The sequence below is a fragment of the Brevundimonas sp. genome (assembly GCF_041911375.1).
Taxonomy (GTDB): Bacteria; Pseudomonadota; Alphaproteobacteria; order Caulobacterales; family Caulobacteraceae; genus Brevundimonas.
Genome location: NZ_JAYRPA010000036.1, coordinates 1 through 24,634 on the forward strand (window position 1 = coordinate 1; position 24,634 = coordinate 24,634).

Consider the following 24,634-nt stretch of genomic DNA (forward strand, 5'->3'; position numbering starts at 1 on the left):
AGCCGCCGGATCGCCCCGCGCGCCGGTCGGGCGCGGCGCAAGGCCACCGGCAGGGCGGTCAACAGGCGAGCGGCGAGGGCGGGCGTCAGGGCCTCGCCGGCGGCGCCGATCCAGCGGGCGTAGTCCTGGGGATGACGCGCGACGGCGGACGCCAGGTCCCCGATCACGGCGGGATCCGTCGCCACGGCGGTCTCCGCCAGCGCCCAGAGATCGGCGGCGGCGCCCTCGAAGGCGAGGACCAGTTCGCCGCGCGGATCCTGGACGCGGGTCGAAAGGCCGCGGAACAGGTCGAACCAGGACAACAGGCTGGCCAGGGCGGTGCGGGCGTCCGTGGGCCCCAGCCGCTCCACGATCATGCGACGATGGGCCTCGAGGTCGCGGATGAGTTCGCTGCGCTTGCGCCAGGAGACGCGCACCCGCGCCGCCGCCAGGGCGGCGATACGCTTGTCGATCTCCGCCGCCAGGCGCTCAGGGCCGGCCTCGGCCGCAAGCTCCAGCCGCAGCCGACGTTTGAGATTGGCGTCGCCGACGCTGGCCTCGGCGAGCAACTCCGCCAGGCGCGTCGCGCCGAGCATCGCCAGATTGGCGGCGTTCAGGCGGGTCGGGGTCGTGGGCCGTCGCGCCATCCTATCCTTCCAGGTCGATCCAGGCCGGCGCGTGGTCGCTCGCCTTGTCCCAGCCGCGCACATGGCGATCGACGCCGGCGTCCGCCAGCCGGCCCGCCACGGCCGGGCTGAGCAGAAAGTGGTCGATGCGCAGGCCGGCGTCGCGCGCCCAGGCTTGGCGGAAGTATTGCCAGAAGGTCCAGGGCGGGGCGTGCGGAAAGCGTTCTAGCAGGGCGTCGGTCCAGCCCTGGTCCACGAGCCGGGCCCAGGCCGCCCGGCTCTCGGGCTGCAGCAAGGCGTTCTTCTTCCAGGAGCGGCTGTCATAGATGTCGGCCTCAGTGGGCACGACGTTGAAGTCGCCCGCCAGGACGACGGGCGCCCCGCTCTCGATCAGGCCCGCGGCGTGACCGATCAGCCGTTCGAACCACGCCAGCTTGTAGTCGAACTTCGGCCCCGGCTGCGGATTGCCGTTGGGCAGGTACAGGCCCGCGACCAGCACCCCGGCCACCGCCGCCTCGATGTAGCGGGCTTGAACGTCGCCCGGATCGCCGGGGAGGGCCCGGCGCGTCACCACGGGCTCGCCGATCCGCGACAGTATGGCGACGCCGTTCCAGCGCGATTCCCCCACCCAGACCGCGTCATAGCCGGCCGACTTCAGGGCCGTGGCGGGAAACTGCGCCTGGGTCGCCTTCAGCTCCTGCAGGCAGACTACGTCCGGCCGGCTCTCCGCCAGCCAGCGGATGAGGACCGGCAGGCGGCTGTTGACGCCGTTGATGTTGAAGGTGGCGATCCTCACGGCGCCGTCTTGAGCAGGCAGGCGCGGACGTCCCTTCCAGCCATCGTGCGGAGCAAGGCCGGCCCCCATGTGCTGAATGCCGACCCCCGCCCGCCGCGTGGTGCGGCTCCGATCGCTCGGGGCTGGCCGGTTTGGCGCGAAGACCCTACAAGCGGCCGCGACAGGGTCGTGTCCCGGGAGTTCGACGAGAAATGACAGCCGCGTTGCGCGCAGACTCCGTCCTTGGCCGCCCAGGCGTCACGGGGCCGCGCAATTGAGCCTGTCGCCGCGCGTGAACGACTCGGTCCACATCCGCTTCTCGCGGCGCGGGGACGGGCCGTTCTGGCAAACCAACGCCACCATCGCCGCCTGCACCGCAGGAACCGTGGTGCTGGATGGATTTGACCGCCCCGTATCGGCCGAGGTGTCCGAACTGAAGCGGTTCGGACCGGGACGCTGGACGCTCGACTGGGAAATCCGCGGACGGCCGTGAGCCGAAGGGCGGCGATCAGGGCGTAAACTGGATGGTGCGGGCGAACTGGATGTCGGTCGGGCCCGGCGCGACACGCGCGTCCCGCATGAGCGCGACCGCCGCTTCCCCAAAGCCCCGCCCGGGGTGCGTTTCCGCCAGCACGTGGCAGTCGTCGACCTGACCGCTCCGGCGTGCGGTGCATTCGAGCGTGACGGCGACGCTGTTCAGCACGGGTTCGGCTTGCGCCGTCGCCTTGACCGGGGCGTCCGCCTTCACCGGCTTGGTGAAAGAGGGCGAGGCGTCCAGAGCCAGGACGGCGAAGAGCATCAGGGTGACCATATCCAACCTCCAGGCCCTCAATGGTCCGACCTCGGTGTCGGTTCCTTCGGTCCGAACACGACCAGGGCGCAAAGGCCCCCATCACCTTCGGCGGAGGGTCCCGCCCGATGACGCATCGATCCTCTGGCCGGATGCGGCGTCACGGAACCCGAGGCGGGAGGGCGGATTCCCTTGTGAACGAAGGGAGACCGCCATGTCCAAACGCGAACTGATCGAGCCCACCCCCGGGGACAAGCGCTATGTCCGGCGCGACGACGAGGGCCGCTTCGGCGAACAGGTCGATGTCGGCAAGGCGTCGGCGCAGGACCAGAAGCGTCAGGCCAAGACCGAGTCCAGGCCTGGCCAGGGCGACAGGGGCGACCGACGCGCCTAGCCCGCTTGGCGCGCCGGGCTCGCGCCCGCCGGAGCGCGGGGCGGGACGGGGCGATGGAGGCTGGGCTGCGACGCCGCCGTCAGGTGGTGGACCTTGGCGTCCTCGTCCTCGGCGGGACCGGCTTTTGGCGATTTTGCGTCGAGGCGATCAGCGACTCAGTGCGCGGTTCGACTCCGCACGGCCTCATCAGAATTGATTACGTAGTTTCACGTTCAAACAATTTACCGTTATTAAACGCTCCGTTCGTGCGTGTTCATCAGCCTTGGTCGTCGGTCGCTCCGTATCGAGCCGCGTAGCCGACGACGCGTAAAGTCAGCGTCGTTTCAAACAGTTGAGTTCCGATGTGGTCGCCGGCGAAACGGGACGCAGCGTCAAGCTTCGCGTCCCCGCCGAAAGAAACGGGACGGGTAAGCTTATGTCGATGGCGCCGGTGCAAAGCCGATCAGGTCTTCAGGCGGGGGGCGGCGTTGACGAGCGACGGCTCGCTCCACCGGAAGACGATCCCGCTCTTTCTGCGGAGTTCGTGTCGCAACCGAGCCTGTTTGAGGCCCTCGACGAGTCCTCGATCACCCACCGCTGGTTCGAACTTGATCAGAACGCCTGTTTCCTTCTGTCTGAAGGCGGGCAGGTGATGGATATGAACCTCACCGCCGAGAAGGTCCTCTATCAGGAGCGCTTCATCGCCATTGCGCGGGGACGGTTGACCCTTGGGTCCGACCGCAGCGACGCGGTGCTGAACCAGGCGATCGCGACGATCAGCGGCCATGCGCCGATGCGCCGCCGGGACTTCGTCCGGGGCGCGGATCTGGATTGGCGCGCCATGTACACCGTCGGCGTGCCGGGCCAACGGTGCGTCTTCGTCACCTTCCGCCCGGCCGCGCCCCTGTGCGAGAGGCTGTCCGCCCTGACGGAGGCCTTCGGCCTGACGCCCGCCGAGACCTCGGTTCTGTGCGCGCTCGTCCTGGGCCGCGCGCCCAAGGACATCGGCAGAGATCTGGGAATCTCCACCGCGACGGTCAGAACGCATCTTCGAGCGATCTGCACGAAGATGGACGTGCGCGGGATTTCGGGCGCCCTCGCTCTCATCGTTCGGATATCGTAAGGGGAGGGCCTTGCCGATTGTATAAGCAATTTTGATTACTTCATCAAAATGCTTTTCTGCACGAGCGGATGTGAGATGTTCTTCGCGGCAAACTCAACTGACTTGCCGGGCAGGCCCGGAGGACTTGCCGTCAACTTGCAATCGGAGGATATATCATGAAGAAGATCACCATCGCCATGAGCACGGCCTTCGCCGCCGCGGTTGCGGCCCTCGGCGCCGCAGGCGGCGCCAGCGCCGAGACCCTGAGCCTGAACACGGTCGTCGCGCCCTACTGCAACATCCGCCTGGCGAACGTGTCGAGCGGCACCACCTCGGTCGCCAATGAAGGCGAGCAGCAGGTCGCCAATCTGGAACTGGCCTGCAACACCGGCGGGACGTCGCGCCTGGTCGTCAATCCGCTCAACGGCGACTTCAAGAACGGCAGCAATCTGATCAACTACGCCATGCGTCTCGACGCCGCCGACAACGACTTCGACATCGCCTCCACCGACGCCACGCCCGGCGACGTCGAAGGTTCCGGCAAGTTCACCCGCAACAACGTGGGTTACTCGCAGGCTCTGGCCAACGGCATCGACGCCCAGTTCTACATGAACATGAACGTCGCCGCCCCCGGACCGGCGCCGCTGGGACAGACCTTCTTCCCCGCGAACGCGGCTCCGGCCGGCACCTATACGGAATCGGTCTCGTTCGAGCTGTCGGCGATCTGACGACACGGGGTGGTCAGGACGCGGTCCTGACCACCCTCGTTGGGGGTGGGAACAATGAATCGTCTTGCAGTGCTAGGGCTGGCCGTCGCCCTGACGGCGACCGCGCCGGCGACCGGACGGGCGCATGAGGTCGAGCCGATGATCGTCAATGTCGCGCCCAGCGGCGCGGCGGCGAGCTTCAGGCTGATGATCCGGAACACGGACGCCGTGCCGATCACGCTCGAAATCCTTCCAAGGCGGGTCGCGGTGGACGACGCCGGCGATGTGACGCGTACGCCCGCGGACGACGACGTCCTGATCTACCCGGACCAGGTGGTGGTCGCCCCCGGGGACCAACAGGCCGTCCAGGTTCGCTATGTCGGCGAGCCCGACCTGACCGAGGCGCGGGTCTATGGCCTGATCGTCGACCAGCTGCCGATCGACTTCACCACGCTTCAGAACGGCGACGCCTCCACGACCCAGGTCAAGATCGGCTTCAACTTCGTCAGCCACATGGTCGTCACGCCGCCCGGCGCCCTGGCCGACCTGCGCCTGTCGGCCGTGGGCCGGACGCCGGAGGGGGACCTGACGTTCGACATGACCAACGACGGCAAGGGCGTCGCCCTTCTGCGGAACGCCGTCTGGACCCTGAGCGACGACAGGGGCGAGTCGGTCGTCGTGCCGGCGGAACGGGTTCGGTTCGGCGCCTTCGGCGCCATCCTCCCGGGCGGTCGTCGATCGGTCGTCATCGCGGCGGCCGATGCGCCCGGCCTGTCGCAGTCCGTCTCCGCGCGCCTGTCCTCGCAATGATCGGCCACGGACTTGGACATCTCCCCGCAAGACCGTCGGGCGCGTTCCTGGCCGCTTCGCGCGGTCCTGCTCGCCGCCTGCAGCCTGCCCTGGGCGACCGCCCTTGAGGCGACGCCCCTCGAGCTTGACGCGCCGATCGTCACGAACCCCAACCGTGATGGCGCTGTTGAGGGTGGATGGGGCGCAGCGGACCCCCCCGCGCCAGCGCCCCTGACCGACGCGCCGCTCCCGATCGCGCCCGCGCAAGGCCGCCCTGCGGCCGAACGCGAAGCGGACATCGGGGCGGACGCGTCGGATCCGCCCGGCCAAATCCTAGCTGACCCAATCGCGGCTGGCCAAATCCCAGCGGGCGAAATCCCGTCGGCGCGGGGCCGAAGCGTCCCCTCCGCCTCGCCCCGCGTCCTGACGCCGATCGACGCGCCTCTGACGCTGAACGGCCGGTTCCTCGGCGTCATCAGCGCCGACGTGGACCGGGCTGGGGACGGGCTGATCGATGCGCCGCGTCTTCTGCAACTGCTCGATCCGGAGATCGCGCCCGCGCTTCGCGACGAACTGGCCGCCCGCATCGCCGGACGGGACAAGGCGCCGTTCGGCGATCTGTCTTCGGACCGCCTCGCCCTCCGGTTCGATACGGTGGCCCTGGAGGTTCGCGCGATGCTCGATCCCGCGGGGGCCGCCACCCGTCTGATGCGGCTCTCCGGCGTCGCGCGCGCGCCCGAACCGGCCGCGTTCCCGGCGCCCGCGCCCTTCAGCCTCGGCGTGAACGTCGCCGCCGCGCAGCGCTATCAGCATGACGTCGACCAGTGGGCGGACCTGGCGGGCTCGGTCGACATCCTGGCCCATGTGGCCGCCGCCGGCGGCCTGACCCTGGTCGGCGGCTTCGACTACGACGGCGCCGATCCCGACGGGCCGTGGACGCGACAGGAATTCCGCCTGATCAAGGATTTCTACAAATCCGCCATCCGGGCGACGGCGGGGGAGTTCACCCCGTCCGCGGACGGGTTCCAGGGCGCGGGACGGATCGCGGGTCTGGGCGTGGAGCGGGCCTATTCGACCATCCGCCCGTTTCAGAACATCCGCCCCGCCGGCCGGGAGGAGTTCACCCTCGAGCGGGACGCGACGGTCGACGTGGTGATCAACGGCCTCACCGTCCAGACGCTGCGGTTGAAGGCCGGGCGCTACGCCCTGAGCGACTTTCCCTTCTTCAACGGCGTCAACGAGGTGCGGCTCGTCAGTACGGACGTCCTCTCCGGACGCCGGGAGCTGGCGACGTTCGACGCCTTCAGCGGGTCGGATCTGCTCGGTCCCGGCGTCAGCGAGTTCGGCTTCGCCGCCGGCCGGGACGAAGGATCGGTCGCCTTTGCCTACGACGGGCCCTGGGTCGCCACAGGCTACTATCGCCGAGGGCTGTCGGACGGCCTGACGCTCGGCGCCAACGCCCAGATTTCCGAAAAGGCGCGCCAGGTCGGCGCCTCGGCCACCCTCGGCTCCCGCCTGGGCCTGGTGCTCGCCCAGGCGGCGTTCAGCCAGGACGATGCGGGAGGCCGGTCGGGTTTCGCCGCCGCGCTCAACTATCGCCGCGACTTCTCGGTCCGGACGGCCGACGACGTCCGGTTCACGGCGTCGGCCCAGCACCTGAGCCGAGGGTTCAGCGACGTGTTCGAGCCGGGCCGGCGCGTGCTGGAGGCCTGGCGGGTCACCGCCCTGCTGCAATGGCTGGGTCCGTTCGACATCGGGATGAACCTGGGCGCGGGATGGTCGCGGCCTCACGACGGATCACGCGATCGACGCCAGCTGGACGTCGGCCTGAGCCGGTCCTTCCGCCGGGTCAGCGCGATCGCCAACCTGACCGTCAGCGACCGGGACGACGGCCGCACCGAAACCCGCATCGGCCTGGGCCTCAACATTCCGCTGGGCGGCCGATGGGCGTCGACGGGCCGTTACGACAGTCGCGGGCGCCGGGTCGAGGGGACCCTGACGCGGTACGCCCGCAGCAGCGTCGGCGACATCAGCGGCGAGGCGCGGTTCCTCCAGGACGAGGAGGCGCGCGACCTGTCGGCGCGCCTCGACTACATCGGCAACCGGTTCGAGGCGGAGGCGATCCACAATCGACGCTATGATCTGCTGGGCGGCGGCCAGGGCGCGGCCGAATCCTCGCTCGCGATCAACACCTTCATCGGCTACGCCGGCGGGCGGATCGCCGTGGGGCGGCCGACCCGGGACGGCTTCATCATCGCGCCCGTCCATCCGTCGCTGCGCGAGGGGCGGATCGTCCTGACCGCGGGCGACGACGTCATCGCCCGATCGGACGGCCTGGGGCCGCCGGTGCTGCCGATCCGGCGCGCCTATGGGATCAACGGCTTCACCATCGGCGTCGATCCTTTGCCGCCCGGTTATGACCTGGGCACGGGCCAGCTGAGGGTCTTCCCGCCTTTCGGCGCGGGCTACCATCTGACCATCGGCAGCGACGCCTCGCGGATCGCCCGAGGGATTCTGGTCGGCCCGACCGGGCCCTTGCCCCTCAAGCCGGGCCTGCTGGAGGCCGTCCCCCCCGACGGACGGCCGCCGCGGCCCGTGTTCACCAATCGGACAGGGCGCTTCGTCGCGGACGGCCTGGCGCCGGGCCGGTACCGGCTGACCGTCGAGGGCCTCACGTTCGAATTCGTCGTCAGCCAGCAGACCCAGGGAGTCGTCGATGTCGGCACGCTTCACCCCATTGATCGTTAGGATCGCCCTCATGGGCCTTCTCCTGGCGGGGGCGCCGGGCGCGGCCTTCGCCCAATGCCGCCTGGAGGTCGTGCGCGCGCCGCCGTCGGTGCTGATCAGCTATGACCCGTTCGAGCCGGCGCCGCCGCCGGAACGCCTGCGCCTGAGGTTGCGCAATCCGTCCGCCGAGGCCTGCTCGGCGGAGATCGCCCTGGTGGACGACGGCGGCGCGGCGCTGTCCCGGGTCGCCCTTGCCGACGCCGGCCTCGTCCTGGAGGTCGCGCCCGGCGAGGGCCTTGCGGCGGGGCCCGAGCCCGGCGTCTTTCGGGTCCAGGCCGCCGCCGATGCGGAGGTGGAGGCCGTGCTCGAGCTGGTCGTCCTCGACCCGCGCGTGGTCGAGGCGGGGACCTACCTCCACGATCTGGTGGTCAGACTCCGCGACGGGGTCGGCCTGTCCTCCGGACGCGACGTCCGCGTGCCCTTGAGCCTCCACGCCCTGCCGCGCGCCCAGCTGAACCTCGCCGGCGCGCTCGGCTCGTTCGGGCAGGGCCCCTCCGTCAGCCGCGTGGATTTCGGCGTGGCCGAGGCGGGCAAGACCGAGCGGGTGTTCGTGCAGTCGCGCACCAACGCCCCGGCGCGAATCCGGATCACCTCCGCCAACAAGGGCGTGCTGAGATCCGAGGACGATCCGGAGGAGGGCGCGGGCGTGCGCTACAGCGCCGTGCTCGACAACCGTCCGCTCGATCTCTCCCAGCCCGCGGCGGTCGATGTCGACCCGCCGCGCACCTTTCAGGGCGAGTCGCTGGAACTGCTGCTGACCCTGGGGCCCGTGCCCCCGCTGCGCGCGGGCGCCTACAGCGATGCGCTGACGTTCGAGATCTCGACCCTGTAGCGGACGGCCGCATCTTGGCGGCCTGTCCGCGGCGCATTGCGCTTAGTTCGCGGACCTGTGGCGACGGTCCGGCGTCGACCGCTCTTTTCATTTATTTAGCACTAAAATAGTTTTGCGTCCTGGCTCCATGAAGCGTCGCTGAACGAACGGCGTCTGGAGCGGAGGGGACGTCGTCATGTCGGATCACCAGGTCTCGCTGAGCACCATTCTCGCCTATCATGCGCAGCGTGACCCCGGCCGGCTGGCCGTGATCGTGGGGGATGAGCGGGTCACCTACGCCGAACTGGATGCGCGTTCGAACCGGCGCGCCCGGCTGATGGCCGAGAAGGGCGTCGACTTCGGCGACTTCGTGACGGTGGCGTTGCCGAACGGATTGGCCTTCTACGAGACCGTGTTCGGTCTTTGGAAGTTGGGGAGCATCCCCAACATCGTGTCCGCCAAAATGGCGGTTCCGGAGATGGAGGCGATCCTCGATCTCGTCCGGCCAAGGCTGTTCGTCGGCGCGTCGCCCGTGCCCGGTCTGCCCACCCTGGGAGAAGATCCGCAGGATCTGGAGCGATACTCGGCCGATCCGCTGCCGGAAGTCGTCTCGCCGCACTGGAAGGCGATGACCAGCGGCGGATCGACGGGCCGGCCCAAGGTGATCGTGGATGCGATGCCGGCCCAGTGGAACCCGCAGGAGGGCTTCCTGCTGCAACGGCCCGGCGACGTGATCCTGAACCCCGGTCCGCTCTATCACAATGCGCCGTTCCACTGCATCACCATGGGGATGTTCGTCGGCGCCACCATCGTCGAGATGCAGAAGTTCGACGCCCTGCGCGCGCTGCAGCTGATCGAGGAGCACGGGGTGACCTGGGTCACGATGGTGCCGACGATGATGCACCGGATCTGGCGGCTGGGGCCGGACGTGCTGGCGCAGCACAGCCTGCCCAGCCTGCGGATGATGCTGCACATGGCCGCGCCGTGCGCGCCGTGGCTGAAGGAGGCGTGGATCGACTGGCTGGGGGGCGAGCGGGTCTGGGAATACTACGGCACGACCGAGGGCATCGGGTCGACCATCATCTCCGGCGTCGACTGGCTGGACCATCGCGGGTCGGTCGGCCAGGTACGCCCGGGCTATGAGATGAAGATCCTCGACGCGGCCGGCCGGGAGTCGCCGCCCGGGGAGGTGGGCGAGGTCTATTTCCGGCCCGAAGCCGGACCGGGTTCGACCTATCGCTATCTGGGAAGCCAATCGGTCCGGATCGGCGAGTGGGAGACGATGGGCGACCTGGGCTGCATGGATGCCGACGGCTACCTGTTCCTGTCGGACCGGCGCAACGACCTGATCATCTCGGGCGGCGCCAACATCTATCCGGCCGAGGTCGAGGCGGCGCTGGAGGCCCATCCGGCCGTGCGCGGCAGTGCGGTGATCGGCCTGCCCAGCGAGGAATGGGGGGCCGTGGTCCACGCCATCGTCCAGCGCGTCGAGGGCGCCAGCCTGGACGAGGGGGAACTGCTCGACTTCGTGGCCGGCCGAATGGCGCGGTTCAAGCTGCCCAAACGCATCGAGTTCACCGACGAGCCGCTGCGCGACGAAGCCGGCAAGGTGAGGCGGGCGGCGCTGCGACAGGCGCGGCTGACGCCTGGCTGAGAAGCGAGAGGCGAGCGGGCGGGGCTGCTATCCGGCTGAAGGCGCGCCGCGGGTCTGGCGTGCCTTGTAAAGGGCGTCGAAGCCGGCGGCCATGAAGGTGACGAAGCGCTCGCGCACGGCCTCGAAATCATCCGAGCGGCACAGGCCGTCGGACAGACGGTCGATGCGGCCGGTGCGCGACAGGATGAGGGTGTAGGCGCCCGAGGTGAACTGGAAGCTCCAGAACAGGTCGCGGGGATCGGCGTCGGGCAAGGCCTTCTGCAGCAGGTCGATCAGGCGCAGCACCAACGGATCGAAATACAGGTCCATCTTCTCGGCGCCGTAGCCGGGGGCGTTGTTGACCTGGGCGAATATCCGTCCGAAGGCGTTCCAGCCCTCGTCGCCCTTGATGTAGACGTCGAACGCCCCGTCGTAATAGGCGCGCAGCACGCCTTCGACGGTCGGATGGTCGCCGACCTTGGCCTCATAGGCGTCCAGCCCGGCTGTGCGGACCGTGACCGCATAGCCCACCCGGCGTTCGAACACGGCGTCGAAGATCGCCTTCTTGCCGGCGTGGTAGTAGTGGATCAGCGCCGGGTGAATGCCCATGGCGTCGGCCACATCCTTGATGGTGACGCCGAAATAGCCGCGCTGGGAAAAGAGCTCTTCGGCGGTGTCCAGGATCAGCTTCTCGGTCGCGGCGCGCTGCTCGGCGCGCGTGCGTCTGCCCTTTGGTTCCGGCGAAGCAGCCATTCTGTGCGGACCTCCCGATCCTCTGCCGGCGTCATGCGAGGACCGCCAAGGCGCGAACGATGGGGCCCGCGCCGATACGGGTCAAGAACAGTCCGCCAGTTTGTTTAGCCGCGAGACAATGAACTTGACGTTGTTGGCTGATTTAGTGCTAAGTAAATGACATAGGGAAGCGCTCTTCGCGGGGCGTTCAAATTCAGAGCGGCAAAGCCGCCACCCGGGAGGAAGAGATGCGAGGATTCCGTCAATCCGTCAGGCTGCGCGTCGCCTATGGCGCATCCGCCGCCGTCATGTTGCTGGCTGCAGGCCCCGGCCTCGCCCAAAGCGCCGATGCGTCGCCGCCACAGCCGGCCCAGGCCGAATCCGTGGCCGACCTGGAGGAAATCGTCGTCACCGGCACCAGCATTCGCGGCGTGCCTCCCGTCGGGTCCAACCTGATCGGCATGACGCGCCAGGACATCGAAACCCTGGGCGCCGCCAACACGCCGGACCTGCTGGCCAGCGTGCCGCAGCTGAACAGCTTCAACACCGCGCCCTCGCCGAGCCTGGGCGGGGTCGGGTCGTTCGCGCCGGGTCTGCGCGGGCTGCCGGCCAATGCAACCCTGCCGCTGATGAACGGCCACCGACTGGTCGCCGCCGCCGCAAACGAGACCAATCCCGACTTTCCCCTGATCCCCAATCTGGCGATCGAACGGGTTGAGGTGGTGGCCGACGGCGCGTCTTCGATCTACGGGTCCGACGCCGTGGCGGGGGTGGTGAACTTCATCACCCGTCGCAACGTCTCGGGGGTCGAGATGTCGGCCAACTACGGCGCAGGCGACGATTACTATTCCGGCCACGTCGGCGGGCTGGTCGGAAAAACCTGGGACGGCGGCTCGATCCTGGCCGCCTATCAGTACACCGAGACCGACAACATCACCGGCGGGGACCGCGACTATCGGCTGCAGGACTTTCGTCCGTTCGGCGGCATCGACAACCGCGGCGTCAACTGTCCGAGCCCCAATGTCCTGGTGGACGCCACCTTCTACTCGGTCTTCTATGCGGCGCCGGACCTGGCGCCGAACACGCAGAACTTCTGCGACAACGGCGCCTCGTCGGACCTTCTGCCGGCCTCGCGCATCCACAGCCTGTTCGTCTCGGGTCGGCAGGACGTGACCGACCGGGTCTCGGTCTGGGGCGAGGTGCTCTATACGGATCGGGTGGACGAGATTCAGGTCTCTCCGCCGGTTCAGTCGGTGGCGATCACCAGAACCAATCCCTTCTTCCAGGCGCCGCCGGGGACGGGGGCGACGACGGAGCTGGTGCTGTTCCGCCCCGACAATCTGATCGGCGACGACCACTTCACCAACACCGACAAGCGGCGGGTGGGCAACTCGTCCCTCGGCGTGGATGTGCAACTGCCGCGCGACTTCGAGCTGAGCGTCTACGGCACCTTCGATTGGGCCGAGAACGTCGCCTATCTGCCCGCCATCAACGCCGGCGCCCTGGCCGCCGCGGCGCGCGGGACGACGCGCTCCACCGCGCTTGATCCGTTCGGCACGGGCACCGCGCCGGACGTGGCCGCGGCCATCCTGGACTCGTCCACGTCCGTCACCATCAATCAGCGCACCGAACTGGGCGCGATCAGGCTGAGCGGCCCCCTGCTGGACCTGCCGGCGGGCCAGATGAAGATCGCGCTGGGCGCGGAGACGCGGCGCGAGACGTTCGAGCAGACCGGCTTCGTGGGCGCGATCCCCGTGCCCGAGGACCTCAGCCGCGACATCACCTCCTTCTATGGCGAGGTCTTCGTGCCGGTCGTCGACGCGGCGAACGCCCTGCCGCTGGTGCGCAGCCTGTCGCTGTCCGTGTCGGGGCGCTACGACGACTACAGCGACTTCGGATCGACGACCAATCCGAAGGTGGGCGTGAACTGGGAGCCGATCGACGACCTGACGCTGCGCGGTTCCTATGGCCGGTCGTTCCGGGCGCCGGGCATGCGCCAGGTCGGCGCCACCGTCGGCGCCTATTACTACGACGCCGCCACCGCAGCCGCCCTGGCCAATGATCCGACGCGCGGCTCGGCGCAGGTCAACACCGTCTATCTGCTGGGCGGCAATCGCGATCTGCAGCCGGAGGAGGCCGAGACATGGTCATTCGGCGCCGACTGGCGGCCCGCCTTCCTGCCGAACCTGCGCAGCAGCCTGACCTACTACAGTATCGAATACACCAATGTGATCGGCACCCCGTCCACGGCGCTGGTCTTCACCGATCCGACCTTCGCCTCGGTGGTCTATCGAAATCCGACGGCCGAGACCCTGGGCGGCCTGCTGGGGATCGCCGTACCGGTCAATCTGCCGACGCCGCTTCCCGTGATCGGCAACCTGCTGGACCTGCGGCTGAACAACTTCGGCATCCGCAAGACCGACGGCGTGGACTTTGACGTGAACTATCGCTGGCCCCTGGGCTTTGGCGACGTCTATGCGGGCCTGGCCGGCAACTATGTGCTGGGCTTCGACACCCAGCTGTCGCCCGCCGCGCCGGTGACGAACAGCCTCGACCTGGGCGTGCCGCGCTTCACCGCCAGGGCCAGTCTGGGCGTGACGTCAGGCCCGGTCAGCGTCGCAGGCTTCGTCAACTATCGCGACGGAATCCGCAACAACTTCGCCACCCCGACCGGCGTCGGTTCCTACAAGGCGGACGCCTATACGACGGTGGACCTGCGCGTGACCTGGACCCTGCCGGACGCCGGCTGGACCCGAGGCGCGGCCCTGGCTCTGCAGGTCAACGACCTGTTCGATCAGGACCCGCCCTTCTTCCCCGCCACCGACGGCGTGGGCGGGGCCTATAATCCGATCGGGCGGTTCGTGGCGCTGAACCTGCGCAAGTCCTTCTGATCGTGTCTTCGCCGTCTGTAGAAAAGCGTAACTGATGCCTGACGACGCCACGCCCGCCGCCCAAGGCTTCGATCCCGCCCGGCTGGCCGCGATCCGACCGGCCCTGCAAGGCTTCGTCGATCGCGGGGAGCTGGCGGGCGTGGTGACGCTGGCGTCGCGCGGCGGGCAGATCGTCCACGCGGACGCCGTCGGTTGGCGCGACATCGCCGCGGGCGATCCGATGCGGTCCGACACCCTGTTCCGCATCGCCTCCATGAGCAAGCCGATCACCTCGGTGGCGGCCCTGATGCTGATGGAGGAGGGGCGGATCGCGCTTGAAGACCCGATCACGCGCTGGATCCCCGAAATGGCGGACCTTCAGGTCCTGCGCGACGCGACGGGACCGCTGGACGACACCACGCCGGCGCAGCGGGCCATCACGGTGGAGGACCTGCTGACCCACCGTTCCGGCGTCGCCTATGCGCCGTTTTCGGCCGGGCCGCTCAAACAGGCCTATGAGGCCGCGCTGGGTGATCCGGGCATGAACCGGATGTCGGCCGATGAATGGCTGGCTGCGCTGGGAACCCTGCCGCTGGCCTACCAGCCGGGCGAGCGGTTCCACTATGGCCATTCGACGGACGTGCTGGGCTTTCTGATCGGTCGGGTGGAGGGCAAGCCCTTCAGGCAGGTGCTGCTGGACCGCATCTTCACGCCGCTGGGCATGGCGGACACCGACTTCTGGATGCCGCCGGCCAAGCGCGACCGCCTGGCGAGCCTGTACGCCTATCAGGAATCCGGCGACCGCCTGCGCAAGATCGAGCTGGAGCTGTACGATCAGCCGCCCGGCTACACCCCCGGCGGCGGGGGGCTGATCTCTTCGGCCGGCGACTATCACAGGTTCGCGCGCATGCTGCTCAACGCGGGCGAACTGGACGGGGTGCGCCTGCTGCGGCCGGAGACGGTCCGGCTGATGCGGACCAACCGTCTGACGGACGCCCAGCGTCAGGTCCCCTTCGCGGGAATGGACCTGTGGACCAAGTCCGGCTTCGGCCTGGGCGTGTCCATCGCCGAGGACCTGACCGACAATCCTTACGCCTGCGGCGCGCCGGGCTCGATGACATGGCCCGGCGTGTTCGGCACCTGGTGGCAGGCCGATCCGGTCAACGACCTGATCCTGATCTATCTGATCCAGCACCAGGTGCCGGTGTCGGCCAATTCCGGATCGACCATCGCCACGGGCCGGGGGGCGGCGGGGCGTCGCGCCCTTCCGGTCTATCAGCAGGGAATCTACGGAGCCCTGCAGGGCCATCCGGCCCGGGTCGATCCGGGATCGGCCGGTCGGTAATCGAAAACAACAACAGGGAGCGGTCATGCGACAGAGCGTCATCGACGAAAAGAACGCCGCGGCCTTGCGCGGGGCGCCCCTGACCCGCCGGTTCAAGGCGGCCTATGGCTCGGGCGCCCTGGCCGACGGCATCGTCGCGGCGGGCTTCGGCTTCTTTCTGCTGTTCTATCTGACGGCGGTCTGCGGCATGTCCGGGACGATGGCGGGCACGGCCAAGCTGATCGCCCTGCTGGTCGACGCGGTGGCGGACCCGGCCATCGGCCTGGCCAGCGACCGGCTGAGGTCGCGCTTCGGGCGGCGCATCCCCTTCATGATCTTCGGCCTGCTGCCGTTCGCGGCGGCGTTCGGCCTGCTGTTCTCGATGCCGGAATCGCTGAGCGGTCTGCCGCAGTTCCTCTACGCCACGGCCTGCCTGGTCGTGCTGCGCGTGTCCCTGTCCTGCTTCGTGCTGCCCTATACGGCGGTGGGCGCCGAGGTGACCGACAACTATCGCGAGCGGGCCGCCATCGTGTCCTACCGCCTGTCATTCCAGAACGCGGGCATTCTGATCGGGGTGGTGCTGGGCCTGGGCGTCTTCATGAGCGGGACCGACGGCCTGCTGGATCGGGCCAACTATGTCCCCTTCGCCTGGACCTGCGCGGCGGCCATGTTCCTGGCCGGCATGATCGCCATTCGCGCCGTCAGCGCGGCCCAGCCCCGGCTGCACGGGCCGGAAAAGGGCGAGGGAAACTTCCTGACCGGCTTCGGCCGCGAGATGATCGAGCTGGCGCGAAACCGTTCGTTCCTGATCCTGTTCGCGACGGTGCTGACCTATTTCCTGGCCTATTCGGCCCATGTCTCGCTGGCGCTTCACGCCAGCCGCTACTTCTGGCGGCTGGATTCCACCGCCATCCAGATGATCCTGTTGAGCACCACGCTGGGGCCGCTGCTGGGCGCGCCGATCAGCGCCTTCGCGCTGCGCTATATCGAAAAGCGCACCCTGTCGATCGCGGCCTTCCTGGCCATCGCCCTGTTCCTGATCTGGCCGCCGCTGCTGCAGCTCTACGGGCCGGTCACGCTGACCCCCGCCGCCGCGGCGCCGATCCTGTTCGTCAACGGGCTGCTGGTCGGCACAGCGATCATGGTGGGCGGGATCGGCTTCCAGTCGATGCTGGCCGACACCGCCGACGAGCATGAATGGCTGTTCGGCGTGCGGCGCGAGGGGCTGTTCTTCTCGGGCCTGACGCTGGCCTACAAGGCGGCGTCCGGGCTGGGCGGCCTGATCGCCGGCCTGGCGCTGGACGCGATTCGCTTTCCCACCGATCTCGGCGCGCGGGGGCCGGGCCTGGTCATCCCGCAAGAGGTGCTGGACAAGCTGGCGCTGATCTCGGGGCCGCTGCCGGCCGCCTTCGCCGCGCTCTCGCCGCTGTTCCTGTTCGGCTACCACCTTACGCGGACGCGGCACGCGCGGATCATCGCCGAGCTGGACCAGCGCAAGATCGACAAGGCCGCCGCGGCCGACTGAATTCTGCAAGCCGAGCCGATCGAAGATGAGGGGCAAGACCGTGATCAGACTGGATGGCCGAGTTGCGATCGTGACCGGGGCGGGCGGCGGCCTGGGGCGGTCGCATGCGCTTCTGCTGGGCCGGCGCGGCGCGCGCGTGGTCGTCAACGACATGGGCGAGGCAGCCGACGCGGTCGCCGCCGAGATCGTGGCGGCGGGCGGCGAGGCGATGGCGGCCGTGGGCTCGGTGACGGACCTGGCCTTCGTGGAGCGGATGGCGGCGGAGGCGAAGCAGCGGTGGGGCCGCATCGACATCCTGGTCAACAACGCCGGCGTCCTGCGCGACAAGAGCTTCGCCAAGATGGACCTGGCGGACTTCCGCCTGGTGGTCGACGTGCACCTGATGGGGGCGGTCAACTGCACCAAGGCGGTGTGGGAGACGATGCGCGAGCAGAACTACGGCCGCATCGTCATGACCACCTCGTCATCGGGCCTGTTCGGCAACTTCGGCCAGTCCAACTATGGCGCGGCCAAGATGGCCCTGGTCGGCCTGATGCAGACCCTGGCCCTGGAGGGCGCGCGCTATGACATCAAGGTCAACTGCCTGGCGCCGACGGCCGCGACCCAGATGATGGAGGGCATCCTGCCCGCCGACATGCTGCGCCTGCTGGATCCCGACTTCGTCAGCCCGGCCATGCTGGCCCTGGTGCGCGAGGATGCGCCGACGCGCACCATCCTGTGCGCCGGGGCCGGCGGCTTCGAGGCGGCGCATGTGACGATGACGACGGGCATCCATATCGCGCCGGGCGAGGATGCGGCCGAAATGGTGGTCGCGCGCTGGGACGAGATCGTGGACACGGCGGACGCCTTCACGCCCGACGACGCCCTGCAGCAGAGCCGGCTGGAGCTGGCCAAGGCCGGCTATCGGGGCGAAGGCCGATGATCGAGCGGCTGCTGGCGACGGCGGTCGCCGCCCTGGGGCTGATCGCGGCGTCGCCGGCGCCGGCGCAGGCCGGGGCCCGGACAGAGGGGCCGGTGGTCCATGCGCCGGCGGGCGATCTGCGCGGGAAGGATCAAGGCGGGGTCGCCGTGTTCCAGGGCGTGCCCTATGCGAAGCCGCCGGTCGGAGACCGGCGCTGGCGCCCTGCCGAGCCCTTGCCGACGTGGCGGGGGGTGCGCGAGGCGACCCGGTTCGGCGCGGCCTGCATGCAGCCGCCGTCGCCCTTCCAGGACCGTGCCGCGATGAGCGAGGACTGCCTGTTCCTCAACATCTGGGCGCCCCGGGATGCGCGCGACGCCCCGGTCATGGTCTGGATCCACGGCGGGTCGCTGGTCAGCGGCGCCGGCGGCGACGCCGTCACGGACGGCGCCCGAATGGCGAGCAGGGCGTGGTGGTGGTGTCGATCAACTATCGCCTCGGCGCGCTGGGCTGGCTGGCCCATCCGGCGCTGAGCGCGGAATCGGCGCAGAACATCTCCGGCAACTACGGCCTGACCGACCAGATCCAGGCCCTGCGCTGGGTTCGCGACAACATCGGCGCCTTCGGCGGCGACCCCGGAAAGGTGACGATCGCGGGCCAGTCCGCCGGGGCGCTGAGCGTCATCCTGCTGATGGCGGCGCCCCAGGCGCGCGGCCTGTTCGACGGGGCGATCGCGCAGAGCGGCTATATGATCGCCATGCCGGAACTGCGGAACGGCGCCTTCCGGGACTGGCCGGATGCAGAGACCGTCGGCCTGTCGTGGGCCGGCAAGCTGGGCGCGGCCGATCTGGGCGCGCTGCGGGCGCTGAGCGCCGAGACGATCGTCGCCGAGACGCCGCGCACCGGCTATTTCCCGCTGGCCACCGTGGACGGCCAGGTCCTGCCGCGTCAGCTGGCGGATGTCTTCGACCGGGGCGACCAGGCGCCTGTGCCGGTTCTGGCCGGGTACAACGAGGGCGAGGTCCGGTCCCTGCCCATCCTTTTGCCGCCGGCGCCGGCGGACGCGCAGACCTATCGGCGCGAGATCCGCGCGCGTTACGGCGATCTGGCGGACGCCTTCCTGAACCTCTATCCGGCCGACGACATCCGCGAGAGCATGTTGGCGACGACGCGGGACGCCATGTACGGCTGGACCGCCGAACGCCTGGCCAGGGCGCAGTCGACTATCGGGCGGGGCGCCTATCTGTACCTGTTCGACCACGGCTATCCCGCCGCCGACGATCGGGGCCTCCACGCCTTCCACGGGGCCGAGATCCCCTATGCGTTCGGCACGACGGCGGCGATACCGGCCTGGTGGCCGGCCATGCCAAAGACGGCGGCCGAGCAACGTCTGTCCGACGCCATGCTGGGCTACTGGACGTCCTTCGTGAAGGATGGGCGGCCGCAGGCGGCGGGCGCGGCGGGCGCGGCGGACTGGCGACCCTATGGCCGCGAGCGCGCCTATATGGCGTTTGAAGCCGAACCCGTGCCGCGCATCGACCCGCCGAACGCCTTCGCCTTCAACGAAGCGGTGGTGTGCCGACGCCGGGCGGACGGCCACGTCGCCTGGCACTGGAACGTCGGCGTCATCGCGCCGCCGTTGCCGAACGAACGATCGACGTGCGGCTGATCTGTTTCGCTCGCCGCTGAAGGCGACGTTAACCCGGCCTAGGCGGGCCGAAACACACAAGCCAACTGGCCCAGACGCCCCGGGGGGCCTATATGGCTGGCGATGACCGACCATACGCACGTTCGTCCCTGGCGCCATATCGAGCGTCGCAAGAGCCGGCAGATCCGGGTCGGGTCGGTGCTCGTGGGCGGCGACGCGCCGATCAGCGTGCAGTCCATGACCAATACGCCGACGTCGGACGCGGCGGCGACGATCGATCAGATCCGTCGGCTCGAGGAGGCCGGGGCCGACATCGTGCGGGTGTCCTGTCCGGACGAGGAGTCGACGGCGGCGTTCCGCACCATCGCCCGCGAGGCGAAGGTCCCGCTGGTGGCGGACATCCACTTCCATTACCGGCGCGGGATCGAGGCGGCCGAGGCGGGCGCCGCCTGCCTGCGCATCAATCCCGGCAACATCGGCTCGGCCGACCGGGTCCGCGAGGTGATCCAGGCGGCCAAGGACTATGGCTGCTCGATGCGGATCGGCGTCAACGCCGGGTCGCTGGAACGGGAGCTGCTGGAGAAGTACGGCGAGCCCTGCCCCGACGCCATGGTCGAGAGCGCACTGAACCACGCCCGCATCCTGCAGGACCACGACTTCCACGAGTTCAAGATCTCGGTGAAGGCGTCCGATCCCTTCCTGACCGTCGCCGCCTATCAGCAGCTGGCCGAGGCCATCGACTGTCCGCTGCATCTGGGCGTGACCGAGGCGGGCCCCTTGCGCACCGGCACGATCAAGTCGGCCATCGGCATGGGCAACATGCTGTGGGCCGGCATCGGCGACACCATCCGCGTGTCGCTGGCCGCCGATCCGGTCGAGGAGATCAAGGTCGGGTTCGACATCCTGAAGTCGCTGGGCCTGCGCCACAGGGGCGTCAACATCATCGCCTGCCCGTCCTGCGCGCGGCAGGGCTTCAACGTCATCGAGACGGTGGCGGTGCTGGAAGAGAAGCTGGCCCACATCTCCACGCCCATGAGCCTGTCGATCATCGGCTGCGTGGTGAACGGGCCGGGCGAGGCGCTGTACACCGACATCGGCTTCACCGGCGGCGGCAAGGGCGCGGGCATGATCTATCTGAACGGCAAGATCGCCCACAAACAGGCCAATGACGGGATGATCGACGAGATCGTCGGCCTGGTCGAGGCCAAGGCGGCGGAGCTGGACGCCGCGCGCGCCGGCCAGGCCCGCGCGCTGGAGCCGGCCGAGTAGTCAGAGCACGCCGAAAAGCCGCAGCGCCTGATAGCCGGCGGACAACAGCACCACGGCGCCGACGCCGTAGGTCAGGGCCCGGCGCGGGGCGATGCGGGCGATGATCCCGGCGAAGGGCGCGGCGGCCAGACCGCCCAGGATCAGGCCCGAAATGGCGGTGGCGTGCGAGACGAACCCTTCGGCCTGGTCCCAGTGGCCGGTCAGCAGCGCGGTCAGGAAGGTGGCGGAAATGGCCGAGGTGACGAAGAACTCCGCAGTGTTGGTGGTGCCGATCGACATGCGCGGGTCCTGACCCGATCCCACCATGGTGGTGGTCACCGTCGGCCCCCAGCCGCCCCCGCCGATGGCGTCGAAGAAGCCGCCGACGAGGCCCAGCGGAGCCGAGAATTTGATCGGGAACAGCCGCTCGCGCGTCTTTCTGGTGGCGCGCCAGATGATGACCAGGCCCATGATCGACAGATAGGCGGTGATCCACGGCTTGATCGCGTCGCCGTCCACGCTGGTCAGGACGAAGGCGCCCAGCCCGCCCCCGACGACCCCGCCCAGCGCCAGGGGCAGAAACAGCTTCCAGTTCACGTTGCGGTTCGCCGCGTGCGATCCGGCCGAGGCGGCGGTGGTGAAGACCTCGGCGGCGTGGACGCTGGCCGAGGCGGTCGCGGGCGGCACGCCGAACGACAGCAGCACGGTGGAGGAGATGACGCCGTACGCCATGCCCAGGGCGCCGTCGACGACCTGGGCCAGAAAGCCGACGAGCAGGAAGAGAAGGAAATCGTGCATGGCCGCTCCGAGGATCGGACGAGTTGCGATCTATTTTCCTAGTCGGTCAATAGGAGAAGAATTGCCCGCGGCCTGTAGAAGGGTTCGCGTCTCGAACACGGCCGCCAGCGCGTCGCGGCCGTCGGCGAGGACGGGCCGCAGGGGGCAGGTCTCGACGTCCGGGCAGGTCTCGCACGGGCCGTGGGCGGTGCGCGAGGCGCAGGGCGCCAGGGCCAGCGGACCCTCCAGCGCCCGGATCACGTCGGCGAAGCTGATGGCGTCGGCCGGCGCGGCCAGGGCGTAGCCGCCGGTCCGCCCCCGGCGCGAGACCAGAAGATGGCGCCGGCGCAGATCCAGCAGGATGGCTTCCAGGAACTTGCGCGGCGCGCTGGCGGCGTCGGCGATCTCGGCGATGGTCGCAGGCCCGCCGCCCGGCAGGCCCGCAAGATGGATCATGGCGCGCAGCGCATAGCGGGACCGGTTGGACAGCATGGCCCGTGATCGCGCGCGGCAGGCCCGGACGCAAGGTTCAGAGGGTCAGGCCGGCGGCGCCCCGTCCGCGCCCAGGCGGCTCACGGCCTGAAGGATCTGCGCGCCCGTATAGGGTTTCAGCACCAGGGCCTCGGCCCGGTCGGCGTGGCGCGCGGCGGCGCTGACGTCGCCGGAGATGAAGACCACGCGCACATCCCATCGACCGGTCAGGGCCCGGGCCAGATCGGCGCCGGTCGCCCCGTCGGACAGGTTGATGTCCAGCAGCGCGATGTCGACCGGATGCAGGGCCGCCGCCGCCTCGGCCGCCGCGGCGTTATGGAAGGGGCCGACGACGCGGTGGCCCGCCTCGGTCAGCAGCTCGGTCAGATCGGCCGCGGCCTCGGCGTCGTCCTCGACCACCATCACGGTCAACGGTTCGGCGGACACCGGCAGGACGGCGTCCTCGGCCGGACGCGTCGTCTGGCGGGTGACCACGGCGCGGACGTCGCGCCACACCTCCGCCGGGCTGCGGTCGGTGTCCAGGTCATAGATGGCGGCCATGGCCTTCAGCTCCCTCAGGTCCTCGGGCGACAGATCGCCGCCGGTGTCGGCCATGCGGCCGTCGTAGAGGCGGCACAGCCGCTCGACGCTGTCGGCGGCGCGGTCGACGGGCGTGGCTCGGGACGAATGATCGAACATGGTCGGCTCCCCCACAGGATGATCGCGGCCAGCTAAACGGTTAAGACCGCCGGCGTAACCGGCCTGACGCCATCGTTATCCCCGATCACAAAGGCGGCGCCGGGGTTGATCGCGGCCGGTCATCGACAGGCCGGCGCCCGACGCGGTAAGGACGGCCCCTTTCCCGAAGCCGAGGTTCCCCGTCTTGCGTCTGCCACAGGCCCGTCTCGATCAGGTGCTTGATCGCTTCCACGAGGTGGAGGCGCGGATGGGCGCGGCGACCGAGGGCGCCGAGATCGTGCGCCTGTCGCGCGAGCACGCCGAGCTGAAGCCCGTCGCCGACGCGGTTCAGGGCCTGGCCCGCGCCCGCGCCGAGGTCCTGGATCTGGAAGCCATGGCTGGCGATCCGGAAATGGCGGCGATGGCGCAGGAAGAGCTGCAGGCCCTGAACGAGCGCCTGCCGGGGCTGGAGCGCGAGGTCGCCCTGCTGCTGGCCCCGCGCGACGCCGACGAGAACGCCTCGGCCGTGCTGGAAGTGCGCGCGGGCACCGGCGGGGACGAGGCGGCCCTGTTCGCCGGCGACCTGTTCCGGATGTATTCGCGCTACGCCTCCACGCGCGGCTGGCGGGTCGAGATCGACAGCGCCACGGAGGGCGAGGCCGGCGGCTACAAGGAAATCATCGCCACCGTCACCGGCGACGGCGTGTTCGGACGGCTGAAGTTCGAAAGCGGCGTCCACCGCGTCCAGCGCGTGCCGGCCACCGAGGCGGGCGGCCGCATCCACACCTCGGCCGCGACCGTCGCCGTCCTGCCCGAGGTCGAGGACGTGGAGATCGAGATCCTGGACAAGGACATCCGCATCGACACCTTCCGCGCCTCCGGATCGGGCGGCCAGCACGTCAACAAGACCGACTCGGCGGTGCGCATCACCCACCTGCCGACGGGGATCGTGGCGACCAGCTCCGAGAAGTCCCAGCACGTGAACCGGGACAAGGCGATGAAGAACCTGCGCGTGCGCCTGTACGACATGCAGCGCCAGGCCAAGGACGCGGCGCGGTCGGACGCGCGCAAGTCGCAGGTCGGCTCGGGCGACCGGTCCGAGCGCATCCGCACCTATAACTTCCCGCAGGGGCGCGTGACCGATCACCGCATCGGCCTGACCCTGCACAGCCTGCCCCAGATCCTGGAGGGCGACCTGGACCCCGTCCTGGACGCCCTGATCGCCGAGGACCAGGCCGCGCGGCTGGCCGACCTGGAGGCCGAGTTCGCGTGACGCGCGGCGCGCTCACGCGAAAATGAGCGGTCGCGCTTCCGGCGCGGGTCTAGGAACATCGTCATGAAGTTTCGAGCTGGGGTCATAGGCGCGGCCGTTGCGACGGGCGCCCTGCTGTCGGTCGGATCGGCGGCGCAGCCCGCGGGCGCGCGGGCCGAGCGGCCGCGCCTGGTCCTGCGCGACGCGACGCCGGTGGTGGTGGAGCTGTTCACCGCCCAGGGGTGCGGCGGCTGCGTCGACGCCAACGCCACGGTCGAGCGGGCCGCCGCCGGTCCCGGCGTGATCGCCCTGACCTACGGGGTCGACTACTGGGACTATCTCGGCTGGCCCGACACCTTCGCCCAGCCCGAGTTCGGCGCCCGCCAGCGCGCCTATCGCGTGGCCCTGCATCAGCGCGGCGTGTCCACGCCCCAGGTCGTCATCGACGGCCGCCGGCAGGTATCCGGCGCGCGCGGCCTGGAGCTGGAGGCCGCCATCGTCCAGGAGGCGTCGCGCCAGGTCTGGCCGCCCGAGATCGAATTCCGCGAAACCGGCGACCGGGTCGGCGTCGGCTCGGGCCGGGCTCCCGCCGGGGGCGCCGAGGTTGTGGCGGTGACCTACACCCCTGGGGTCCAGACGGTGGAGGTGCGCGAAGGCGAGAACCGCGGCCGGACCGTGCGCCACGTCAATGTGGTGCGCGACGTGACGCGGCTGGGCGAATGGCGCGGCCGGCCGGTGCTGTACGCCCTGCCGCGGACGTCGGCCGGGGACGCGGTGGCGGTGCTGATCCAGGGCAAGGCGGACCGGCGCATCATCGGGGCGGCGGTCAGGGAGTAGGG

At 69.6% G+C, this 24,634-nt stretch carries 22 protein-coding genes and 1 pseudogene; 16 read left to right on the forward strand and 7 right to left on the reverse strand.

Annotated features, from left to right (window positions below; translation table 11 throughout):
• Together ACE3PU_RS07210 and ACE3PU_RS07215 are read right to left on the reverse strand one after the other, a co-directional pair.
• On the reverse strand, positions 1-626 hold a 626-nt coding region (locus tag ACE3PU_RS07210), incomplete at its 3' end, for a DUF6880 family protein (protein ID WP_374388150.1).
• 1 nt (position 627) lies between these two features.
• The gene (locus ACE3PU_RS07215; RefSeq protein WP_374388152.1) at positions 628-1,401 is read right to left on the reverse strand and encodes an exodeoxyribonuclease III; all 774 of its coding nucleotides are present in this window, start codon (positions 1,399-1,401) and stop codon (positions 628-630) included.
• Positions 1,402-1,672: 271 nt separating this feature from the next.
• Between ACE3PU_RS07215 and ACE3PU_RS07220 the strand changes: the two genes are divergently transcribed.
• Complete coding sequence (locus ACE3PU_RS07220; RefSeq protein ID WP_374388154.1) at positions 1,673-1,873, forward strand: hypothetical protein; 201 nt, start codon at positions 1,673-1,675, stop codon at positions 1,871-1,873.
• A 15-nt stretch (positions 1,874-1,888) separates the two neighbouring features.
• Here the strand turns inward: ACE3PU_RS07220 and ACE3PU_RS07225 are convergent, their stop codons facing one another.
• Positions 1,889-2,191: an energy transducer TonB gene (locus tag ACE3PU_RS07225; RefSeq protein WP_374388156.1), complete on the reverse strand. Its 303-nt coding sequence runs from the start codon at positions 2,189-2,191 to the stop codon at positions 1,889-1,891.
• A 193-nt stretch (positions 2,192-2,384) separates the two neighbouring features.
• Between ACE3PU_RS07225 and ACE3PU_RS07230 the strand changes: the two genes are divergently transcribed.
• The 7 genes from ACE3PU_RS07230 (at position 2,385) to ACE3PU_RS07260 (ending at position 10,393) form a co-directional block, all read left to right on the forward strand.
• A complete protein-coding gene (locus tag ACE3PU_RS07230; RefSeq protein ID WP_374388158.1) occupies positions 2,385-2,564 on the forward strand; it encodes a hypothetical protein in 180 nt (59 codons plus the stop codon).
• Positions 2,565-2,907: 343 nt separating this feature from the next.
• On the forward strand, positions 2,908-3,666 hold the full coding sequence (locus ACE3PU_RS07235) for a helix-turn-helix transcriptional regulator (RefSeq protein ID WP_374388160.1): 759 nt from the start codon (positions 2,908-2,910) through the stop codon (positions 3,664-3,666).
• A 155-nt stretch (positions 3,667-3,821) separates the two neighbouring features.
• Positions 3,822-4,373: a hypothetical protein gene (locus ACE3PU_RS07240; protein WP_374388162.1), complete on the forward strand. Its 552-nt coding sequence runs from the start codon at positions 3,822-3,824 to the stop codon at positions 4,371-4,373.
• Positions 4,374-4,427: 54 nt separating this feature from the next.
• Positions 4,428-5,162, forward strand: a complete 735-nt coding sequence (locus tag ACE3PU_RS07245) for a hypothetical protein (RefSeq protein WP_374388164.1) — start codon at positions 4,428-4,430, stop codon at positions 5,160-5,162.
• A gap of 465 nt (positions 5,163-5,627) precedes the next feature.
• On the forward strand, positions 5,628-7,889 hold the full coding sequence (locus tag ACE3PU_RS07250; RefSeq protein ID WP_374388166.1) for a hypothetical protein: 2,262 nt from the start codon (positions 5,628-5,630) through the stop codon (positions 7,887-7,889).
• A 10-nt stretch (positions 7,890-7,899) separates the two neighbouring features.
• Positions 7,900-8,760 carry a hypothetical protein gene (locus ACE3PU_RS07255; protein WP_374388168.1) on the forward strand — a complete coding sequence of 287 codons (861 nt, stop codon included), beginning with the start codon at positions 7,900-7,902 and terminating at the stop codon, positions 8,758-8,760.
• A gap of 175 nt (positions 8,761-8,935) precedes the next feature.
• A complete protein-coding gene (locus ACE3PU_RS07260; RefSeq protein ID WP_374388170.1) occupies positions 8,936-10,393 on the forward strand; it encodes an AMP-binding protein in 1,458 nt (485 codons plus the stop codon).
• 27 nt (positions 10,394-10,420) lie between these two features.
• Here ACE3PU_RS07260 and ACE3PU_RS07265 read toward each other — a convergent pair whose 3' ends face one another.
• The gene (locus ACE3PU_RS07265; protein ID WP_374388172.1) at positions 10,421-11,125 is read right to left on the reverse strand and encodes a TetR/AcrR family transcriptional regulator; all 705 of its coding nucleotides are present in this window, start codon (positions 11,123-11,125) and stop codon (positions 10,421-10,423) included.
• 227 nt (positions 11,126-11,352) lie between these two features.
• Here ACE3PU_RS07265 and ACE3PU_RS07270 point away from each other — a divergent pair, with 227 nt between their 5' ends.
• From ACE3PU_RS07270 to ispG, 6 genes and pseudogenes are all read left to right on the forward strand, one after another.
• Positions 11,353-13,995, forward strand: a complete 2,643-nt coding sequence (locus ACE3PU_RS07270) for a TonB-dependent receptor plug domain-containing protein (protein WP_374388174.1) — start codon at positions 11,353-11,355, stop codon at positions 13,993-13,995.
• Between the two features lie 34 nt (positions 13,996-14,029).
• Positions 14,030-15,319 carry a serine hydrolase domain-containing protein gene (locus ACE3PU_RS07275; protein WP_374388176.1) on the forward strand — a complete coding sequence of 430 codons (1,290 nt, stop codon included), beginning with the start codon at positions 14,030-14,032 and terminating at the stop codon, positions 15,317-15,319.
• A gap of 25 nt (positions 15,320-15,344) precedes the next feature.
• Complete coding sequence (locus ACE3PU_RS07280) at positions 15,345-16,823, forward strand: MFS transporter (protein WP_374388178.1); 1,479 nt, start codon at positions 15,345-15,347, stop codon at positions 16,821-16,823.
• A gap of 43 nt (positions 16,824-16,866) precedes the next feature.
• On the forward strand, positions 16,867-17,745 hold the full coding sequence (locus ACE3PU_RS07285; RefSeq protein WP_374388200.1) for an SDR family NAD(P)-dependent oxidoreductase: 879 nt from the start codon (positions 16,867-16,869) through the stop codon (positions 17,743-17,745).
• Positions 17,742-19,390: pseudogene (locus tag ACE3PU_RS07290) on the forward strand (carboxylesterase/lipase family protein). Before ACE3PU_RS07285 ends, ACE3PU_RS07290 begins: the two are co-directional and overlap by 4 nt.
• 102 nt (positions 19,391-19,492) lie before the next feature.
• Positions 19,493-20,638, forward strand: coding sequence for a flavodoxin-dependent (E)-4-hydroxy-3-methylbut-2-enyl-diphosphate synthase (gene ispG, locus ACE3PU_RS07295; RefSeq protein ID WP_374388180.1), 1,146 nt, complete (start codon positions 19,493-19,495; stop codon positions 20,636-20,638).
• Here the strand turns inward: ispG and ACE3PU_RS07300 are convergent, their stop codons facing one another.
• Genes ACE3PU_RS07300 through ACE3PU_RS07310 form a run of 3 tightly spaced genes read right to left on the reverse strand, consistent with a single transcriptional unit; the run spans position 20,639 to position 22,564 of the window.
• Positions 20,639-21,415: a sulfite exporter TauE/SafE family protein gene (locus ACE3PU_RS07300; protein WP_374388182.1), complete on the reverse strand. Its 777-nt coding sequence runs from the start codon at positions 21,413-21,415 to the stop codon at positions 20,639-20,641. It abuts the gene before it with no gap.
• A 30-nt stretch (positions 21,416-21,445) separates the two neighbouring features.
• On the reverse strand, positions 21,446-21,886 hold the full coding sequence (locus ACE3PU_RS07305) for an Rrf2 family transcriptional regulator (RefSeq protein WP_374388184.1): 441 nt from the start codon (positions 21,884-21,886) through the stop codon (positions 21,446-21,448).
• 45 nt (positions 21,887-21,931) lie between these two features.
• Positions 21,932-22,564 (reverse strand): response regulator, encoded by a 633-nt coding sequence (locus tag ACE3PU_RS07310; protein ID WP_374388186.1) that lies wholly within the window; start codon positions 22,562-22,564, stop codon positions 21,932-21,934.
• 184 nt (positions 22,565-22,748) lie between these two features.
• On the opposite strand from ACE3PU_RS07310, the gene prfA reads away from it, so the two are divergent.
• Positions 22,749-23,816 carry a peptide chain release factor 1 gene (gene prfA, locus ACE3PU_RS07315; RefSeq protein ID WP_374388188.1) on the forward strand — a complete coding sequence of 356 codons (1,068 nt, stop codon included), beginning with the start codon at positions 22,749-22,751 and terminating at the stop codon, positions 23,814-23,816.
• Positions 23,817-23,879: 63 nt separating this feature from the next.
• Positions 23,880-24,632: a DUF1223 domain-containing protein gene (locus ACE3PU_RS07320; protein WP_374388190.1), complete on the forward strand. Its 753-nt coding sequence runs from the start codon at positions 23,880-23,882 to the stop codon at positions 24,630-24,632.
• Positions 24,633-24,634: the final 2 nt, after the last annotated feature.

What these genes read in the sequence shown, in the direction of transcription:
- ACE3PU_RS07225 (WP_374388156.1), bottom strand. Translation starts at nt 2,191, where the DNA reads ATGGTCACCCTGATGCTCTTCGCCGTCCTGGCTCTGGACGCCTCGCCC.
- ACE3PU_RS07230 (WP_374388158.1), top strand. Translation starts at nt 2,385, where the DNA reads ATGTCCAAACGCGAACTGATCGAGCCCACCCCCGGGGACAAGCGCTAT.
- ACE3PU_RS07240 (WP_374388162.1), top strand. Translation starts at nt 3,822, where the DNA reads ATGAAGAAGATCACCATCGCCATGAGCACGGCCTTCGCCGCCGCGGTT.
- ACE3PU_RS07245 (WP_374388164.1), top strand. Translation starts at nt 4,428, where the DNA reads ATGAATCGTCTTGCAGTGCTAGGGCTGGCCGTCGCCCTGACGGCGACC.
- ACE3PU_RS07255 (WP_374388168.1), top strand. Translation starts at nt 7,900, where the DNA reads ATGGGCCTTCTCCTGGCGGGGGCGCCGGGCGCGGCCTTCGCCCAATGC.
- ACE3PU_RS07260 (WP_374388170.1), top strand. Translation starts at nt 8,936, where the DNA reads ATGTCGGATCACCAGGTCTCGCTGAGCACCATTCTCGCCTATCATGCG.
- ACE3PU_RS07265 (WP_374388172.1), bottom strand. Translation starts at nt 11,125, where the DNA reads ATGGCTGCTTCGCCGGAACCAAAGGGCAGACGCACGCGCGCCGAGCAG.
- ACE3PU_RS07270 (WP_374388174.1), top strand. Translation starts at nt 11,353, where the DNA reads ATGCGAGGATTCCGTCAATCCGTCAGGCTGCGCGTCGCCTATGGCGCA.
- ACE3PU_RS07275 (WP_374388176.1), top strand. Translation starts at nt 14,030, where the DNA reads ATGCCTGACGACGCCACGCCCGCCGCCCAAGGCTTCGATCCCGCCCGG.
- ACE3PU_RS07280 (WP_374388178.1), top strand. Translation starts at nt 15,345, where the DNA reads ATGCGACAGAGCGTCATCGACGAAAAGAACGCCGCGGCCTTGCGCGGG.
- ispG (WP_374388180.1), top strand. Translation starts at nt 19,493, where the DNA reads ATGACCGACCATACGCACGTTCGTCCCTGGCGCCATATCGAGCGTCGC.
- ACE3PU_RS07300 (WP_374388182.1), bottom strand. Translation starts at nt 21,415, where the DNA reads ATGCACGATTTCCTTCTCTTCCTGCTCGTCGGCTTTCTGGCCCAGGTC.
- ACE3PU_RS07305 (WP_374388184.1), bottom strand. Translation starts at nt 21,886, where the DNA reads ATGCTGTCCAACCGGTCCCGCTATGCGCTGCGCGCCATGATCCATCTT.
- ACE3PU_RS07310 (WP_374388186.1), bottom strand. Translation starts at nt 22,564, where the DNA reads ATGTTCGATCATTCGTCCCGAGCCACGCCCGTCGACCGCGCCGCCGAC.
- ACE3PU_RS07320 (WP_374388190.1), top strand. Translation starts at nt 23,880, where the DNA reads ATGAAGTTTCGAGCTGGGGTCATAGGCGCGGCCGTTGCGACGGGCGCC.